The sequence below is a fragment of the Saccharospirillum impatiens DSM 12546 genome (assembly GCF_000423605.1).
Lineage (GTDB): Bacteria > Pseudomonadota > Gammaproteobacteria > Pseudomonadales > Natronospirillaceae > Saccharospirillum > Saccharospirillum impatiens.
Map to the genome: position 1 here is coordinate 1 of NZ_AUIH01000055.1, position 17,821 is coordinate 17,821.

The 17,821-nt window shown below is 53.6% G+C and carries 20 protein-coding genes; 7 read left to right on the top strand and 13 right to left on the bottom strand.

Features of this window, described 5'->3' with window-relative positions; all coding sequences use genetic code 11:
* Positions 1-552: 552 nt before the first annotated feature.
* Positions 553-2,229, bottom strand: a complete 1,677-nt coding sequence (ilvD, locus tag G565_RS0118075) for a dihydroxy-acid dehydratase (protein WP_028672124.1) — start codon at positions 2,227-2,229, stop codon at positions 553-555.
* A gap of 335 nt (positions 2,230-2,564) precedes the next feature.
* Here ilvD and G565_RS0118080 point away from each other — a divergent pair, with 335 nt between their 5' ends.
* Complete coding sequence (locus tag G565_RS0118080; RefSeq protein ID WP_028672125.1) at positions 2,565-3,491, top strand: hypothetical protein; 927 nt, start codon at positions 2,565-2,567, stop codon at positions 3,489-3,491.
* 82 nt (positions 3,492-3,573) lie between these two features.
* Here G565_RS0118080 and G565_RS0118085 read toward each other — a convergent pair whose 3' ends face one another.
* The 4 genes from G565_RS0118085 to G565_RS0118100 form a co-directional block, all read right to left on the bottom strand.
* Positions 3,574-4,065, bottom strand: coding sequence for a LabA-like NYN domain-containing protein (locus tag G565_RS0118085; RefSeq protein ID WP_157600147.1), 492 nt, complete (start codon positions 4,063-4,065; stop codon positions 3,574-3,576).
* Positions 4,058-4,267, bottom strand: a complete 210-nt coding sequence (locus G565_RS0118090; RefSeq protein ID WP_028672127.1) for a hypothetical protein — start codon at positions 4,265-4,267, stop codon at positions 4,058-4,060. Before G565_RS0118090 ends, G565_RS0118085 begins: the two co-directional genes overlap by 8 nt.
* A gap of 217 nt (positions 4,268-4,484) precedes the next feature.
* Entirely contained in the window at positions 4,485-5,243 is a 759-nt protein-coding gene (locus tag G565_RS0118095; protein WP_028672128.1) for a YiiX/YebB-like N1pC/P60 family cysteine hydrolase, read from the bottom strand.
* An 80-nt stretch (positions 5,244-5,323) separates the two neighbouring features.
* The gene (locus tag G565_RS0118100; protein ID WP_051208233.1) at positions 5,324-5,749 is read right to left on the bottom strand and encodes a MarR family winged helix-turn-helix transcriptional regulator; all 426 of its coding nucleotides are present in this window, start codon (positions 5,747-5,749) and stop codon (positions 5,324-5,326) included.
* A gap of 86 nt (positions 5,750-5,835) precedes the next feature.
* Here G565_RS0118100 and G565_RS0118105 point away from each other — a divergent pair, with 86 nt between their 5' ends.
* A complete protein-coding gene (locus G565_RS0118105; RefSeq protein WP_028672130.1) occupies positions 5,836-6,204 on the top strand; it encodes a VOC family protein in 369 nt (122 codons plus the stop codon).
* Positions 6,205-6,269: 65 nt separating this feature from the next.
* On the opposite strand, the gene megL is transcribed toward G565_RS0118105, so the two are convergent.
* Together megL and G565_RS0118115 are read right to left on the bottom strand one after the other, a co-directional pair.
* On the bottom strand, positions 6,270-7,460 hold the full coding sequence (megL, locus tag G565_RS0118110) for a methionine gamma-lyase (protein WP_028672131.1): 1,191 nt from the start codon (positions 7,458-7,460) through the stop codon (positions 6,270-6,272).
* A 291-nt stretch (positions 7,461-7,751) separates the two neighbouring features.
* Positions 7,752-8,228, bottom strand: a complete 477-nt coding sequence (locus G565_RS0118115; protein ID WP_051208234.1) for a GNAT family N-acetyltransferase — start codon at positions 8,226-8,228, stop codon at positions 7,752-7,754.
* A 267-nt stretch (positions 8,229-8,495) separates the two neighbouring features.
* On the opposite strand from G565_RS0118115, the gene G565_RS0118120 reads away from it, so the two are divergent.
* Positions 8,496-9,470, top strand: a complete 975-nt coding sequence (locus G565_RS0118120) for a GGDEF domain-containing protein (RefSeq protein ID WP_028672133.1) — start codon at positions 8,496-8,498, stop codon at positions 9,468-9,470.
* 255 nt (positions 9,471-9,725) lie between these two features.
* Here the strand turns inward: G565_RS0118120 and G565_RS0118125 are convergent, their stop codons facing one another.
* Genes G565_RS0118125 through G565_RS0118135 form a run of 3 tightly spaced genes read right to left on the bottom strand, consistent with a single transcriptional unit; the run spans position 9,726 to position 12,797 of the window.
* On the bottom strand, positions 9,726-10,409 hold the full coding sequence (locus tag G565_RS0118125) for an ABC transporter ATP-binding protein (RefSeq protein WP_037340187.1): 684 nt from the start codon (positions 10,407-10,409) through the stop codon (positions 9,726-9,728).
* On the bottom strand, positions 10,402-11,601 hold the full coding sequence (locus G565_RS0118130; protein WP_028672135.1) for an ABC transporter permease: 1,200 nt from the start codon (positions 11,599-11,601) through the stop codon (positions 10,402-10,404). The genes G565_RS0118125 and G565_RS0118130 overlap by 8 nt, the downstream gene beginning before the upstream one ends.
* Positions 11,598-12,797 carry an efflux RND transporter periplasmic adaptor subunit gene (locus G565_RS0118135; RefSeq protein WP_028672136.1) on the bottom strand — a complete coding sequence of 400 codons (1,200 nt, stop codon included), beginning with the start codon at positions 12,795-12,797 and terminating at the stop codon, positions 11,598-11,600. The genes G565_RS0118130 and G565_RS0118135 overlap by 4 nt, the downstream gene beginning before the upstream one ends.
* A gap of 95 nt (positions 12,798-12,892) precedes the next feature.
* Between G565_RS0118135 and G565_RS0118140 the strand changes: the two genes are divergently transcribed.
* The 3 genes from G565_RS0118140 (at position 12,893) to G565_RS0118150 (ending at position 14,808) form a co-directional block, all read left to right on the top strand.
* Positions 12,893-13,174 (top strand): hypothetical protein, encoded by a 282-nt coding sequence (locus G565_RS0118140; RefSeq protein WP_028672137.1) that lies wholly within the window; start codon positions 12,893-12,895, stop codon positions 13,172-13,174.
* Positions 13,175-13,318: 144 nt separating this feature from the next.
* Complete coding sequence (locus G565_RS0118145) at positions 13,319-13,972, top strand: type 2 periplasmic-binding domain-containing protein (protein ID WP_169579675.1); 654 nt, start codon at positions 13,319-13,321, stop codon at positions 13,970-13,972.
* A 194-nt stretch (positions 13,973-14,166) separates the two neighbouring features.
* On the top strand, positions 14,167-14,808 hold the full coding sequence (locus tag G565_RS0118150) for a transporter substrate-binding domain-containing protein (RefSeq protein WP_028672139.1): 642 nt from the start codon (positions 14,167-14,169) through the stop codon (positions 14,806-14,808).
* A 434-nt stretch (positions 14,809-15,242) separates the two neighbouring features.
* On the opposite strand, the gene G565_RS0118155 is transcribed toward G565_RS0118150, so the two are convergent.
* Positions 15,243-15,845 carry an NADPH-dependent FMN reductase gene (locus tag G565_RS0118155; protein WP_037340191.1) on the bottom strand — a complete coding sequence of 201 codons (603 nt, stop codon included), beginning with the start codon at positions 15,843-15,845 and terminating at the stop codon, positions 15,243-15,245.
* An 18-nt stretch (positions 15,846-15,863) separates the two neighbouring features.
* The gene (locus G565_RS24835) at positions 15,864-16,763 is read right to left on the bottom strand and encodes an EamA family transporter (protein WP_051208235.1); all 900 of its coding nucleotides are present in this window, start codon (positions 16,761-16,763) and stop codon (positions 15,864-15,866) included.
* Positions 16,764-16,871: 108 nt separating this feature from the next.
* Between G565_RS24835 and G565_RS0118165 the strand changes: the two genes are divergently transcribed.
* The gene (locus tag G565_RS0118165) at positions 16,872-17,369 is read left to right on the top strand and encodes a MarR family winged helix-turn-helix transcriptional regulator (RefSeq protein ID WP_028672141.1); all 498 of its coding nucleotides are present in this window, start codon (positions 16,872-16,874) and stop codon (positions 17,367-17,369) included.
* 148 nt (positions 17,370-17,517) lie between these two features.
* Here G565_RS0118165 and G565_RS0118170 read toward each other — a convergent pair.
* On the bottom strand, positions 17,518-17,821 hold a 304-nt coding region (locus tag G565_RS0118170; RefSeq protein WP_028672142.1), incomplete at its 5' end, for a transposase.

The following is a 17,821-nucleotide window of genomic DNA, read 5'->3' on the forward strand; positions in this document are numbered from 1 at the left end:
TTCGATTTCCACTGAATGACTTCCCATACAATTAGAGTGTATCAGATCCTGATTATACTGGATTTCCACAAGAAACTACGAAGAGCCTAAAATGGTATTGAATGATTAACTTCTTCTCAGGCTAGGTTCTGCAGAATAGACTCGCTTGAAAAGAAGAAATTGTAGATAAAATGGCAATACGAAAATATTAACGCGCTATTTATGCTGAGCAGATATCAGAAAGGCAAGAATAATGGAGACTAACATCGTATTATTGGCATGACTAACAGTGTCTACAGAGAAGAAATGAGTTAATGCAATAAAATCACGGATTCAGGTTTAAGGTAAAACGAACACTTGGATTGCGACAAAATAAAATCAGCAATTACCTTGTTCGTATTGGGCCATCTATCCGATCCAACACTGCCAGTATACAACTAGCGCAACCCGAAAAAAGCGACAAAATGTCGCTGTTTTCGATTCTGTTTATACCCTATCTAACAGTACCAGCTATACAGCTCAAAAAGAAGACCATTAGGTCAATTACTGAACGGCATCAAGGCCTCTGCTCAATCAGGGCGCATCAGTTACGGCACCTTCAGAAGCGGACCCTACCGTTCGCGCATATTTTGCCAACACGCCCCGTGTATACCGCTGGCTAGGAGCTTGCCAGGCCTTACGCCTGCGACTCAGCTCCTGATCCGACACCCCCACCTCGATTCGATTACCGACCGCATCAATGGTAATGGTGTCGCCTTCTTCGACCAGGGCGATGGGACCTCCGTCGGCTGCCTCGGGCGTAATATGGCCAACGACAAACCCATGGCTGCCCCCTGAGAAACGGCCGTCGGTAATCAATGCCACATCGCTGCCCAACCCCTTGCCCATGATGGCAGAGGTTGGGCTGAGCATTTCACGCATTCCCGGTCCGCCTTTCGGCCCCTCATAGCGAATCACCAGAACATCACCCGCAACGACAGAACCATCGAGAATGCGCTCCTGTGCTTCCTCTTCCGAGTGAAACACCCGGGCCCGGCCGGTAAAATGAGTGCCTTCTTTGCCGGTGATTTTGGCCACGGCACCGGTTGGGGCAAGGTTACCGTATAAGATGCGCAAGTGGCTGTCGGCTTTGATGGGGTTGTCGAAGGCATGAATGATGTCTTGCCCATCCGGATAGGGGTCTACCCCAGCCAGATTTTCAGCCAGGGTTTGCCCGGTTACTGTGAGGCAATCGCCATGCACCAGGCCCCGATCCAGCAACATCCGGATCAGTGGCTGGATCCCTCCGATCGCGACCAGTTCCGACATCATGTAATGCCCGCTGGGGCGCAGGTCAGCCAGCACGGGAACCCGCTGACCGATTTCGGCGAAATCTTCGAGCGACAGTTCAACGCCCACCGTACTGGCCATGGCGAGCAAGTGCAGCACGGCATTGGTGGAACCACCGAGCGCGATGACCACGGTGATGGCGTTTTCAAAGGCTTTGCGGGTCATGATATCGGAGGGCTTGATGTCGCGTTCGAGCAAGTTCAGCACCGCGGCACCGGCAGCCCGGCAATCGGCAACTTTGGTGTCGGATACGGCATTCTGGGCCGAACTTCCAGGCAGGCTCATGCCCATGGCTTCAATGGCGGATGCCATGGTGTTGGCGGTGTACATGCCACCACAGGAACCCGCTCCGGGAATCGCTGTTTCTTCGATCTGTTTCACCTCAATCAGATCCAGCTTTCCCTGTGCATGAGCGCCTACCGCCTCAAACACCGAAATAATGTCCGTGTGATTCTCACCGGGCAAGATGGTGCCACCGTAAACGAATACAGAGGGTCGATTCAAACGCGCCAGGCCCATCAAACAACCGGGCATATTTTTGTCACAGCCCCCGATAGCCACCAGGCCATCGAAGCCTTCACACCCCGCCACTGTCTCAATGGAATCGGCGATGACCTCACGCGATACCAGCGAGTACTTCATGCCTTCAGTGCCATTGGCAATGCCGTCCGACACAGTAATGGTATTAAAGATCAGCGATTTACCACCCGCTTCATCGGCCCCGGCAGCGGATTCCTCCGCTAACCGGTTGATGTGCATGTTGCACGGTGTGAGGTTGCTCCAGGTCGAAGCGATGCCCACTTGGGGCTTGCGAAAATCGTCATCATTGAACCCGACCGCTCTCAACATGGCGCGGCTGGCCGACTTCCCCAATCCATCCACCACTTGCGATGAATGTCGACGGCGTTTGTCTTCTGTCATGATTGCCTCCTATTTTGACGGACCGATTGCCCTCAGGCTGACAGAATCAGTATAGGTCAGCAACGCCAAACTGAATGGTGACCCGCCACGCGCATACAGGGTCCGCTTGCCAGCGGGATCTATAGGGTCTGCCAACCTTAAAAGCGCAACACTTAAGCCTAATGCTCACTCCTGATGCCCCCTACCCGGGGATTGTTGCCCCATAGCCGTGTAATCGCTCTTCGATTTTGGCCAGGCTTTCTATTATGAGCTATCGTCAAAACGCGCTTTGAAAAGCGTCATTTAAGAATGCTAAGTGATTATCCAAAAAAAATAAGAATGACTGGAGAATAACCATGTTAAAAAAGGCCCTGGTACTGCCATTGCTGGCTGGGTTAGCAATACCCGCACTGGCCGACGACGCCAAAGTGTTGCCCAACGGTGTGCTTCGTACGACGCTCGTCCCTTCACTAACCACCTTTGACGAAAATTTCGACGCTGATGGTGAACGCCAGGACACCGATTCCGTATCCGTCAACACTCTGTCTCTGGCACTTGAATACGGTGTTAATGACTGGATTACAGCGGGCCTGCAGTGGGCACCGGGCTACATCATTTCTGGCGAAGTTGACGGAAACGACAGCATCGTTCTGAGCGGCGCCAACGACCTTTTTCTGGGTGCCAAATTTCAAACACTGGGTACTAACGGCTACTCGCGCAGCGACACCATGCGATTTGCAGTCACACCAGGCATAAAGATCCCCATTTCACAGTATGATGGCGACGAACAGTTGCAAAACGCACTGGGTGGTGATGATTTCAAACCGTCTCGCACCGACCGGGGTGCATGGGGCATCGGCGCGAGGTTTTCGTTTGATTACCTGATCACACCGGATTTTTACATCAACTTTTATAACCAGTCATCTTTCTTCCTGGAGACTGATCAGGACTACGCCTACAATAACTCCGATGTGACGGTACAGTATGGTTCAGAAGCCATATTCGAAATTGAACCAAACTACACAACAACAGCAGGCAACGGTGTTCAGTTGAGTTTCGGGCTTCCAGGCACCTACTCGATGACCGGTGAGACCGAGATTGATGGCTCCGGTCAGGACGACGCGTCTTACAGCCTGGAAGTAGAGCCAAACATGAGCGTATTTTTCACTCAGTGGGCGCTTCCAACGCAGTTTAAACTGGGTTATTCAACGACGCTGGCTGGCGAGAATACAAGCGCAGCCAACACGATCAGTCTGCAAGTTAAGAATTTCTTGCGTTTCTAATCGCCCGATAAGCATGCCAAAGAAACCCGGTGGGGGCACAGCACTTCACCGGGGTTTTTCGGCCATTCGTTAAACTGCCGGATCAACGTCGGGGAGAGTGTGGCAATAAAAGATCATCTTTGATGGGAATAAACCGACTGGCCGCACGAACCAGTGATCGCGCGGTTAAATCAGGAACGCCGTAAACATCAACCTGAACGCCGTGATTCTGTCGTACTTTCTCAACCAGCAGGTCAAAATCTCCGTCTCCGGACACCAAAACAACCCGGTCCACAGCAGGCGCCGTCTCAATCACATCCAGTGTTATACCTACATCCCAATCACCTTTCGCTGTACCATCCTGCCGTTGAATATAGGGCTTTAACCGCAACGTAAACCCAATCGCTCGCAGTATATTCTGAAACTGTCTTTGCTTTTCGTCTCCCCGCTCGATGGCATACGCATAGGCTACAACAACCTTCTCATTGGCCGTCGCCTGTTGCCAGAATCGGTTATAGTCGAACCGGCGACCGTAGGCTTCCCGGGTGGTGTAATAGACGTTCTGCACATCTACGAAGAGTGCTACATTACCCAAAGCCATTCTCCAGCGTTATAGGGTCGCGTGCCCGTTGCATCGCGAAACCCAGCATGAGTCTCGCCGACAGAAAGCGAATGCCAACAAACAACAATGGTGTTAAACCCGCCAATGCCTCTTTGGTAAAAATCCAACCGGATGCCGCTAGCAGCGTCACCAGAATGAGCAACACATCGGATTGCAACTCGCGGTTATTCGTCATGAAACTCAGATACCCTATTTTTACCCTATCCGCCTATGTTACCAGCATAAACCACTGCTTTGCAGGCTTCAGGGTTTACTCGCCTGCGCTTCATTCCGCGGCAGTCCATCGGTTATCTGATACCAGGGGGTTTTGAACTCACGTAAATGTGAGACGCCGGGAAAAATGGCGACTCGAAAACGACGAATTAGGTAAGTCGAAAATACCCATAAGTGCGCTAATTACCGGTATCTGCCCAGGTTAATCTATAGGGGTCAAACCCCGCGATTAACCTGGGTTTTATGATGTCAAAATATGGCGATACATCGAAATCTCTCGGCGTGAATAGGCTGTGATGTCTGATATGGAAGACATCGTCACCCGCCCGGGTTTTTGCCGGTTGACCGAACTGAGTCTCTTCAACCACCGGCAAAATTGGATAGTGTACTGACTGAAACGATTGGGCGATGAGCGACGAACAAATGGCTCGGGTGGGTTCGCCACTGCCCAGCGTTATCATGCGTCTGCGCCAGTGTTGCGGTACGGGCGGGGTAGGTATGAGGTACCGAACCAAGTCGACAATATTTTTCAGGTCATATTGCTGCCCTACCCGGTCGATTGCATCACGGATCAATGCATCAATGTCCGTCTCCGTCAGTCCAACTGGCCGGCAAATCCGGGTATGAAAGTGTGCGTAGTGCTCCAGCGCTACCAGACGGACGCCATCTCGCATATCCGCTTCCACCAGCGACGGTACGGGTTCCCCCTGATGGCCTGGCGGCCTGGCGTCACCCACGTAGAGCGCTGCGTGCGACCAGGTCGATTGAGTCAAATACTTGATCGCACTGCTGACCCGTGAGCAACCCTCGACGAGCAATACATCACCCCGGCGCAGTGCCGGCAATAGTACCTCTGGCTCACTGGTTGCGACAGGCTGATGATTCGGGTTTGGCCGAGTAACAAATTCCGCCAGTGCACGACCTACCGACTGAAACATACAAAACTCCACTTAGTAATCCAGGGAAGCCCCGCTCTCACTTACAGGCAAAGCAAGATCCACCCCCCAAACCATGGCATCTAACCATGTTGTGACAAGTTATTCTGACACTGTGCCAGATCCATCGCCAGGCGTTCCTGAGCTTGGTCTGACAGCCCCTCAAGCATGATGGCTTCTATGGCATTAACCAGTTGATGCGCTTGCCCCAGCAGTACCCGGCCGGACTCGGTCAAACGGGACTCGATAATTCGACCGTGCTCGGAATGCGGGCGACGCTCGACCCACTCCGCTCGCTCAAGACCCTTTACCAATTGCTGCATGGTTTGCGGTGTTACGAAACAGGCGCGGGCAAGCTCCACATTCGACAGTGTATCGGTTTGCTCGAGAGCGTTTAACACGGCGTACTGGGAAATCGACAAGTTCAAATGGCGCAATTCGTCATCCATCCGGTGACGGATGGCTTGCTGTACGCCTTTAATAAGGTAACCGATGCGGTTCTCTCCCAAAAGCGACTCTCCTGTCATTGATTAATATAAGGAAGCTGATATTATGTCAGCTTCCTTATATTGCCACGACAGAGAGGATGACACAAATGGCACACGTTACCGGACCACAATTCATCGCACTGCAAGTTGAAGATTTGGAAGCCGCAAAGCGTTTCTACACGGAACAACTGGGCCTGACCCCAACCGATCAGGGACCGCCGCACGCCGTTGTTTTCGATAGCACCACCATACCCTTTGCGCTACGCACGCCCAACGTCGACCTGGCTGGCAGCACAAAGCTTGGCTGGGGTATTGCCCTGTGGCTGGGATGCGAGCAGGCTGACACCCTGCACGAGAGGCTTAAAAACAACGGAGTAGAGATCATAGAGCCACCGTTCGATGGCCCGTTTGGGCGCACATTCAGCGTCGAAGACCCGTTTGGTTACCGGTTAACCCTTCATGGCACCCCGGGTTGACAGGAAAACACCCGCGAACCCCCGCCAGGAAATGTCGCTTGGGTTTATTCACACCCCAGCGACATTCAAACCCCGGCTAACGCTTGTTCAACATCAGCCAACACATCCTCCACATCTTCCAGGCCTACCGACAGCCGCACCAGCCCCTCGCTAATATCATGTTCGGCTCGTTCCTCGGGTGCATAAGTCGAATGGGTCATACTGGCCGGGTGCTGGCACAGGGTTTCAGCATCACCCAGGCTCACGGCACGCTTGATCAGTTGCAAGCCGTTCATGAATGCAACCCCGGCATCGAAGCCACCCTCAAGCTCCATCGCAATCATCCCGCCTGGTGCCTTCATCTGACGAGACGCCAGAGGGAAATACGGGCTGTCTTCCAGGCCAGGATAATAAACGGCCCTCACCGCTTTATGCCCCTGCAGGTGCTTCGCCAGCGCAAGGGCGCTAGTGCTGTGCCGCTCCATCCTCAGTGACAGGCTTTTCAAACCACGCAAAATCAGGAAAGCCGTCAATGGTGCAATAACCGCACCGGTCATGTCTTTGAGACCAAACAGTCGAATCTCACCGATCAGGTCCTGCTTCCCAGCGACCGCCCCGGCAATCAGATCTCCGTGTCCGCCCAGGTATTTGGTGGCCGAATGCACGACCAGATCGGCCCCCAGGTTTATCGGCCGTTGCAGCGCCGGGGTGCAATAGGTGTTGTCGACCATCACTTTGATGCCCGGGTTATAGTCATGTACCCGCTGGCTAATGGCCGCGATATCGATGACTCTCATGGTTGGGTTGACGGGGGATTCAAAGTAGACGACTCGGGTCTTAGCAGACAGCGCTCTGGAGACGGCCTCGATGTCGGTGCAGTCGACAAACTCGACATTAACGCCAAACCGGGTCAGTCCATGCTGAAAGAAGGAAAAAGTACAGCCATAAAGCGTTTTGTCGGCTATCACCGTGTCGCCGGGGCGGACCAGTGTCCAGATAGCGGCGGTGATCGCCCCCATGCCGGATGCTGTAGCAAGACAAGCTTCGGCATCTTCAAGATCGGCCAGCCGGGTTTCGAGCACGGCCTGGGTGGGGTTAGAGATTCGACTGTAAACATGCCCCTGCGCTTCTCCGGCGAAACGGGCTGCACCCTGCTCCACATCATCAAAACAGTAAGTGGACGTCATATAGACTGGTGGGTTCAAGGACCCTTCGTGTTGCGAGGCATCGTACCCGGAATGGATACTACGTGTGGTGAAACTCAGTTTTTTGTTCATCTCTGCTTCTCCGAATCGGCCAGTACGGCATCAGGGCATGGTATTCATGCTACGCCTGGCCCAGAGGCGATTCGAAGCAAAATCGGAGGCAAAATGGCCACTGTATAGCTCATTGAGTTAAAGAAACGGAACAAATCACTGTTTTGAGCCATCAAGGGGATGAAACAAAGCGGCCGAAAACCACTTTGTTTCTTACGGGAACCCAATACACAGATTGCACAGGAGTGGTAACAACACATGCTAAACAGGCCCGGTTGGCTTATCGACTGCACCCGGAGTACGGATTACCTGCTAGATTCGCAGTTCCAATATGACATTTCTATGCTGTTCACCATCAAGTTCAAAGAAGGTTTCACCCGACTCAACAAAGCCCTTCTTCAAGTAAAACCCAAGCGCTGCTGCATTATTCTCCCAACATGACAGGAACAGGCGTTCGTCATACTTCGCTTTCAGCGCTTCCAGTAAGCGGGCTCCAATGCCCATGCCTTTGAATCTGGTTAAAATGTAGAATGTTTCTATTTCACCAGTGTGCTCATTAAAGACAGCAAAACCGATTAAACACCCATCTCGCTCAACAACAGTCACGTCGCTTACTGACATTCGCTGAACTAGCAACTCTGGTGTGTATTCCGTAAGGACATAGGTCGCATGCGAAGGGTGTAATCCTTCGGTACTGTAAGTATCAATCCACACTGTTATGCACAGTGCCGACAGGGACTCAGCATCCGACGGGCATGCTTCTCTGATAATCAAACTGTGGTTCATCATTGACGCTCATCGCCATCCTGCCCCTAAGGCCGATATTATCAACACAAAATACGGACCGGGCAATTCAAGATACAAACACCCCGTGACAAGCCATCTGGAATCTGAAACACCCTCCTGCCGGATCCTTCAATGATTGACGACACACTGACCCATGGCGATCACCACACATGACTGGTATTCAGCCAAATATGCCGTAATATCGGTAAACTTTGCGAAATAGCTGCACATCAGCGGAATCGTGACACTAAGAGGTCGGTGAGTAACGTTATGATCAATCAGCTACAGGAAAAATACCAACTGTCGTTATTGTTGCTGCTCAGTGCTGTAGCAATACTGGGGGTTTTTCCATTTGTGGTCATACGCTTTCTCGATGGGAACGTCTCCGCGGCAATCATCGATATGGCTCTGGTACTGGGTATCATAGCGTTAGTCGGTTATGCGTTTTACTCCAAAGAAATTCGGGTTACAAGCGCTGTCACTGCCGTGTTTGTTAATGCCGGTGTCGTAGCTATTTCTATCGCGAACGGGATTGGCAGTTTTTTGTGGGCTTACCCTGTATTCGCGGCCACATTCATTCTGGTTAAACCGGTTGAAGCCCTCTGCATTAATGCGGTCGCCGGTTTTTCCCTGGTCGCTCTGGCCGACATTTTTGACACCGTTTCAATGGACTCCTTCGTTGTCACAATCCTGATGGTGTCAATAAGCGCCTTCGTTTATGCCAGCCATGGCGTAAAACAGTTTCGATTGTTGGAAACCCTCAATACAGTTGACACCCTCACTGGCGCATTAAACCGTCGAGCCATGAGCTCAGACATACAGGCCGCCCTAGCCAAATCCGAACGAAACGGAACAGAGCAATTATTGGCTATTTTGGATCTCGATTACTTCAAGACTGTGAACGACAATTACGGGCATGCTGCAGGCGACCAGGTATTGAAAGAGTTTGTTACTATTACCACATCCCACATTCGCAAATACGACCGGCTATACCGGTTCGGCGGAGAAGAGTTTGTCTTATTGATTTCCGGGGTCGGCGAACAACAACAGACGTTCATCGACAGCCTTAGAGCGGCTATTAAAAAAGAGCTGAAAACACCCAGGGGTGAAGAGATAACCGTATCATTTGGCGTTGCTCCCTGGGTACCCGGAACAACAGCCGATACCTGGCTTCAACGCGCAGATGAAGCGCTCTACCTGGCTAAGGCCAGAGGTCGTGATCGTGCCGTGTTCAGTCATCATTAAAACCGCCTAAAGAGATCATACATACCTTGCTGATCGCGGCTTAGGTCGTTTTATACCCAGTTCATACGCAGAAGACAGGCTCTGCTGAGAGCCCCGACTACAGGGCAGTTTAAGAACGAATTGATACGGCTCATGCTAAACCCGGAAAACGCTACCGGGCGAGCCACCCTGTGGCTAATCCGGGCCTATAATGACGCCAGACTATGGCACGGCAAATAGGTTTCCCGCAACCAGGCGCAGAACCATCAAACGGCTTTAGCCGCTTACCTGCCCATCCAGAATGTGAATGTGTCGGTCGCAACGCCGGGCAAGTTCGGTCGAATGGGTGACGATCAGAAAGGCAGTACCGTGCTCCCGGTTGAACCGTCGCATCAGGGCAAAGATCTCGTCGGCCGAGCCAGTATCCAGATTGCCAGTGGGCTCATCGGCAAGTACCAGCATCGGCTCAACAACCAGTGCGCGGGCGACGGCAACCCGCTGTTGCTGGCCGCCCGAGAGCTCACTTGGCCAGCGTCCGCCAAAGCCCGGCAGACCGACTGCGTCAAGCAGAGCTTCGGCACGGGTCAGAGCTGACCTAGTCAACCGTCTATCTCTCGCCATCAGGGGCAGACAGACGTTTTCGGCGACACTGAACGCATTGATCAGGTGGTGGAACTGAAACACGAAACCCAGTGACTCACCGCGTAGCCGGGTCAGGGCCGCCTCAGTCAATCTCCCGGTCTGCTGACCGGCCAGTTGGATGGTACCGCCGCTCGGCCGATCCAGCAGGCCGATCAGGTTTAACAGGGTACTCTTGCCTGAACCGCTGGGGCCGATCAACGCCGAAAACTCTCCCGATGCCAGACTCAGATTCGTTGCATGCAGCACCTCCACCTCAGCTGGCGTGCCGATGCGATAGCGTTTGGTGACACCCTCCAGCGCCAGAACCGGCTTAGCCACGGATCGCCTCCACCGGATCAAGCCGGGCGGCGCGCAGCGCGGGTACAACCGCCGAAATCAACCCAGTGACTGTTGCCAGAACCGCCGTCCAGACCAGCAGAGGCACGGTCAAAGGAATCGGAAACGGCAGCCCCGGCACCAGACGCGTGAACACCAGCACCAGCCCGCCAGCGCTGAGCAAGCCAAACAACGACCCACCCAACCCGAGCAACCCGCCCTGCAACAGAAAGATGCCAATCACCTGACGTCTCGATGTGCCAGTGGCGCGCAAAATACCAATCTCACGCGAGCGCTGCACCACCGACACCACCAGAACACTGGCGATGCCAAACGCCACTGAAACACCGATGAAAAACCGGATGATGTCCGACGACAAACTCTGAGAGCGCAATCCATTGAGCAGCTCGCCATTAGTACTCATCCAACTCTCAGACTCCAGCGAATATGTACGCTCAAGTTGGTTGGCGATGATGTCAGCTGCAAAAATATCCCGGACCTGCAATTGAATGCGCGAAACGCCGCCCGGCAGGTCGAGCAGAGTTTGAGCGCTACGCAGATGCATATAAACCACACCCAGGTTCAACTCGCGCAGCCCCAAATCGAAAATGCCCGCAACCGACACCACCCGGTCGCGCTGCCCTGTTGCCAGCCGCAGCCTTCCGCCAATGTCCAGCCCCAGCTCATCCGCCAGAGCCACCCCAATTAACACCTGATCTGGCCCCAGTTCATAGGCACCAGCCACCAACCGGTCCCGCACCGGAATTTGCCGGCTGTAGCTGACCGGGTCGATGCCCAACAAGGTGATATTTCGTTCAGCCGACCCCTGGATCGCCAGGGCCGGACCCGATACCAGCGGCGACACCGAACGCACGCCGGCCGACCGCGACAGCGCCGGCAACAGCGACTGCCACTGATCCAGCGTCGTCAGCCGTTGCGGCGACTGCTGTACCCGTGTCAGCACCTGACGGTCCGTTTCAGTCATCAGCTTACGCGCTCGTTCATCGCGTGGTTTCAGGACAATGTGCGCCTGAGTGCCAAGAGTATCGTCAATCAAACTCACTTGCAGACCGTTAATCAGCGCCGTCAGAAACACAATAATAGCAACGCCTACGGCCACCCCGACACCAATCAGAACGCTCTGGAACCGCCCCTGGCGCAAGAACCTGACAGCCACCAGCCACTGAAACCTCATGGTAGCTGTAGCTCCTGGGGAGTCGCGCGCTGGCCGGGTCTGACGGTATTCGGATCGGCCACCACACGATCACCGACCGACACACCTTCGCGCAACTCGACCCGGTCATCACCCGTCATCCCCAGCGTAACCTGGCGTTGCACAACAACGCCATCTTCCAGCACGAAGACCACGGGAAGACCGGGTTCAAGATAGACGATTGTCGAGTTTGGCAGGGTGAGTGATGCCGAAATTTGAGCGATCTGGATGTCGACTGAAGCGGTCATGTCAGCTTTTAAGTAATCGGGCGGGTCGTCGATGCGCAACCGCACCGGCAATATAGCGCGCTGGGGGTCAATGCGCGGGCCAATAAAACTGACGGTTGCGGCAAACGTCCGGTCGGGATAGGCATCGACGGAAACCAGGGCCGACTGGTTCACCGCTATGCGTCCGGTTTGCTGCTCATTTAACGACAATTCGATACGGTTGAGGTCGGCGCCCGCCAGCGCTAGCAAGGTCACCCCAGGCTGAACCACATCGCCTGCTTCAACCAGACGCTGCAACACCCGGCCAACAATCGGTGTGGTCAGGCGCGAATGCGCCAATGTGGCCCGGGCCTGATCCAGGCTTGCCTGCGCGGCCGCCACTTGAGCGTCAAGCAACCGATATTCGCTACCACCCGCCTGCTGGCTATCAAGCTCTTGTCGGGTAACTTGCCGCCGGGCATCAGCCAAATCCACCGCGTCCTGTCGAGCCTGCCACTCGGCATCAGACAGAAACCCATCGCGCCGCAATGGCTGGGCCCGCTCCAATTCACGCCGCGCCAGATTAACATTCGCCTCAGCCTGAACCGCATTCATAGCCGCTTCCGGCTGTCCTACCTGAGCCAACCGGTCAAATTGAGCTTGTGCCTGCTGAAGTGAGGCTTCCGCCAGACGGACCATCGCCTGCGCCTCTGCGTCTTCTAGCCGCACCAGTGTCTGCCCGGCTTGAACGACATCACCCTCATCAACCTCAACAGCGATCACCGTGCCCACCACCAGAAACCCCAGATTGACACGCTGATTGCTGGAAACCCGACCTGTTGCTACCAGACGCTCAGACACAGGCCCCGACTCGGGCCGAATGACAGCCACCACCGGCGGTTGCAGAAACCAATAGCCACCGGCAACAACCAACGCGAGGATCACCCCGCCAACAACAATTCTGAACACCATAGGATCCCTCTGCTTTTGGATTGCAAAAAACGCATGCTCCAGTGCGAATAGACAGTGACTGCATAATCAACCTCAGGCCCCTGATTTGATAACTGATGGCAGCGAACATCGCAAGAGATGGCTGGCTCAACCTTTACGATGGCATAACATCAGATGGAACCAACGTAGGCCAGGGCACCGGTTTTGTTACCGCCGACGTCAGCGTTTTTAAAGAAGTAACAAAAGGCAAGACTTGCAGTATAGACACCACTGTTGAAATGAAAGCCTTGGTGGGCGCAATAGTGGTTGGTGTCAGTCTTGGAGGCGGAAGCGACGAAACGATCAGTTACGGCCAGTATAAGGAATCCAGCTTGATACTAAGAACCCCACCCCAATGAAAGTACTGTTTAACATTACTCAAGTGGGTGTCAAATTAGATGCTAATTATCTAAACCCGGCCTACCTGACATGCGGCAAACATCCTTGGGAAATCCCGGTATTTTGCTATGGTTAAGAAAAGACTAAACCAAAGTGACCGTCAGATGAACGTATTCAAGCTGATAGGGCTACTGGCAGCGACCATGAGCTTGACGGCCAATGCCTATACAATCGCTGTTACAGACGCCAATGCAGGCGCTCTGTCTTTCCGCAACGATATATTTCACGGACCGTTAGCACCACTGTATCAGTGTGCAATTGATGCAGTCGGTGAATCGTTTACGGTAGTAACACTGCCACAGGCTCGAGCTCTGCGCATGCTCCGCAACAACGAAGTCGACATGGTTGTCCCCCTGGCACAATCAAGCGAGCGCGACGCCTACGCTTATTTTGCCTCGCCATTGTTAACCGTTAAATATCAACTGTTCACGCTGCCTGGCACTGAGGTCCCCGCGGTAGGCAATGGCTTCCTCGTTGCGGTTAACTGGTCCAGTGCTGCCATTCGGCTCATCGAACAACAGGGACACGAGGTCATCCCGATCGACCACCATGAGTTGGCCATCGGTATGGTTAAGCGAGAAAGAGCCCATGGCGTGGTAATACCCAACTCCACCGCGGCCTCTATGGCCGAAACACTCGATGGACTGGAGCCCCATGACTACGCTCAACTGCCGGGCGGCGTGTATATCCGTCAGGGTAATCCCATGTTGCAGAGGAACTTCGACATAGCCATAAACGATTGTCTACCGATGTTTTAGACATTCACTCACAGGGGATAGTTACAAAGGCCGCTGGGTGATCAAGCATCAAGTGACCAGGGTATAAACTCCCCCTCTGTCCCTATATCCGGCGGCAAAAGATTCATATGGTGTGCACCATCGATCACAAGTCACGTGAATTCGAGTATTGTTCAACTACACTGACCCGTATTGAATTTGTACAGGGAGAACCGATGAGGCCGGTGTTGCATTTATTGTTCACGCTCATAGTGACGACCAGCAGCCATGGCATTGCCAGTGACTTACAAGTCCTGGTAACACAGTTCCCGCCTTTTGTAGACATTTATGCAGAAGACGGAGGGTTCGCCTGGTCTGCCCTGACTGATTTTGCTTCGAACAAGGGGGTGACAGTGACGCCTGTCTTCCGACCCACCGCTCGTATCTTTTTTCAGATAAAGAACAATTGCTGGCAGGCATCGCTGATCTCGATACCTTCGTCAACAAACGTGGCGGAGATAGTATACAGCAACTCATCCGCTTCCTATGGCGTCTTCACGAGCGACCCAACCATTAACTCTTTAAACAACCTCAGAGTAGCAGCGATGCGCACCAATTCACGCAGCAACTTCCAGAAGCAATTGAAAGCGGCAGATGCCGTTATTGTTGAGGTTGACTCGTTAGACCAAGGCTACCGCATGATCGAGACGGGTCGGGTAGACGGCGTACTGGGCGTGGGTGTCGATGGCGTCGCCATTGGTTCGCGCAACCCGGAACAACTGCACATGGTTTTACAGCTTGCCGTTTTACCGTTCATCCTGTTTCTGAATACGGACAATGCGCAGGGACGCGAAGCCTTAAGGCTACTTAGCGACTGAAGCGTTCCTCTGACTGAGTACCACACTGTTGTGGTCAAGTAATACTGGACACGGTTTAAGAGCTTTTTAAGCAACGCTCAACTCATAGGCTGTCGGCGTCAAATAACCATTACTGCTGTGCAGTCGTTTATGATTGTAGTAGCCCATTTACTGAGAGATGTCAGCCTCAGCTTGGGCAAAGCTGTCATATCCGATCGATGGTATCCATTCTGACTTCCTCTGCAAAACAAACGATTCGCAGGCCTGCCTGAGGATTTGCTTTGCCTGGAAAACGTATTTTCAAGCCCGGTACGTCACTATTTCCGGATGACCTACCTTCTGTTGACTAACGCGGCCTGACTTTGATTTGGCAAGTCCGTAGTCTGTATTCAGTCCACTAACTTGGGTGCCCTATTAGCCCGGCTAATGTCGCTCCCCTACTTACCCTGACACCCCTACATCCCATTAACAAACACCTCAGACGGTACCCCCGGCAATGCCCGAATCGGTTTTAACGCCTGGGAATAATGCGCCAGCAATTCCACCGTATAACGACTGCGGGCGTCAAAGTGTTCATTGCTGCACAGGGAGTCGGCATCGATCAGAGTATCGACCTGCCGGAAGATGAGTTGTTCGGGAATCAGGCACAAGTGGTTATTTTTGGTCCCACTCATACGAATTTCAGCAATGGGGTACACACCGTTGTCGGCAGCCGATACCGAAACAACCAGCCCGGCTTTATGGCCCAGTTCTTTCTGTGTGCACAACATCAGAAAGTTTTTTGCAGCTGGCGTCGCCATACCGTGCCATTCGGGGGTAACCAGAATAACAGCATCGGCCGCCTGCACCCTCTTGCGCAACACGGGCATGCCAGACCAATGGCCAGCGTTCGTGGTCAGCGCGGTATCCCACAGGGGTAACGGGCTCTCTCCCAGATCGAGAATGTCACTGCGATCAAAACCGGCGCTCAGCGCCACATGTTCAAGGTAACGACCGCAGCGCAGGCTGGCGGAGTCTGGTCTTTGGCTAGCCACAACAATCAGGATAGATAATGACATGTTCATTCCTTATAAAAGTTAGAGTGTTAACGCGAGCTCAGGCCGGTTCATGCCCTTGCGCAGTAATGCAATGCACAGCGGCAACAGCAGCCCAAATAAAATGCTGAGCGTACCCAGCCACTGCAGAACACCGAATGATTCCTGCAGGAACACGAACCCAAGCACCGTCGCGGTGAGTGGACTAAAAACCCCCAACAGAGAGACCGTAAACGGTTTCAGCTTTTGAATACCGGCAAACCAGAGGCCATAGCTCAGCACACCGCCAAGCAGGATCAGGTAGCCATAGCCCAGCAAATGGTCGGCTGCGACTCCGGTCGGCAACCCTTCCAGCCAGAACACGAGGGGCAACAGCACCCCGCCACCGAGCAGCAGCTGCCACCCGGTGAGGTTCAATTGGCTGACAGTCGGCGGACGCTGCCAGCGTTTACTCAAGACGACCCCGCTTGCCATGGATAACGCGCCTACTAACGCATACACCACGCCAACCACATCCAGCTCGCTTTGGCCGGGATTTAGCAGCAACACCACGCCCAGCAATCCCAATCCACACTGTGCGAGCGCCGTAACCGTTAAGGGGGTTCCAAGCCACCAGCGGGCGAGCAACAGTACCCAGACAGGCTGACTGGCCAGCAGCAGTGCAGCCAGGCTGCCCGGTATCCGATAGGCCGCAGCAAACAGACAGGTGAAGAACAACCCGATGTTCAGTGCACCCAGTACGGAGGCTTTCAGCCACCAGTGCCCGTGCAGTCGCTGTCGGGTCCAGAGCAACAATAACAAGCCGGCGGGAATGGCACGCAAGGCGGCAGCGGTAAAGGGGGTATCGGGCGGTAACAGCGTCTGCGTAACCAGATAGGTACTGCCCCAAATCATCGGTGCAAGGGCAGTGAAAGCCAGATCGCGCCCGGTTGATGCGTTCATGAAATTTATCTCCTGATAAAGTATCTTTTCCAAAAGACATATTGAGGCTACTCGCAATATCCCTCTGTTTCAAGTATCTTTTCAAAAAGATATCTACAGGAGCAGAGCATGACCACCGATACTGTCGACCACATTCTGGCGCAATGGGAAACCGCCCGGCCGGACCTGGATTGCCACCCAATGGGGATTACCGGCCGCATCAGCCGGACAGCCAGACTCTTGAGCCCGGAACTGACCAGAGTATTTACCGGGTTTGAACTGTCGGCATTGGATTTCGACACCCTGGCGACCTTGCGCCGCTCTGAAAGCCCGCTGACGCCGACACAGCTCTATCAGACGTTGATGCTCTCTTCCGGGGCGATGAGTACCCGAATTGATCAACTGGTTAAGCGCGGCCTGCTTGTGCGACAGGCGAGTGGCGAAGACCGGCGCAGCAATACAGTTGCGCTGACCAGCGAGGGGAAAGCACTCACAGATTCGGCCGTTGAGGCGCACGTCGGCAATCTTCACCGCATCGTCAGTGTGCTCAACACCGATGAGCAGGATCAATTGGCGGGCCTGATGCGCAAGCTACTGGCGGGGTTGGAGGCGGGGGACCATAGCTAGGGGGCCTCCGATCGACATTGCAAACGAAAACCATGGGTGTCGACAACGCAGTGCCAGCGACGCAGGAATGCCCATTGACGGAGTTTTTTACAACCCTAAAAAAGGCCTGAAATAAAAACAATGGCTCTTCGTAAAACTCTGTGGAACCCTATGGCAGCATATCCAGCTTCCCACAGTGAAACAGTATGCTCGTTCTAAAGCCTTCGAAAGAACGATAACCTCGAGCATTGGACTTTACCGTCTGAATCTTTGAGTTTAATCCCTCGGCGACGGCATTGCTGATCCGGTGATCGAAGTAATTCAACAAGCCATTTTTATGCGCTTTTAGCATTCTGGCCACTTTCTTGATGGGCTCCAAACGGCAACGAATAGCCCAGCTGTACCACTTCTCAAAATAGCGTTTCGCCCAACCTTTACTGTGGTAGTCCCAAAAGGGTCGGAAATGTTCTTTG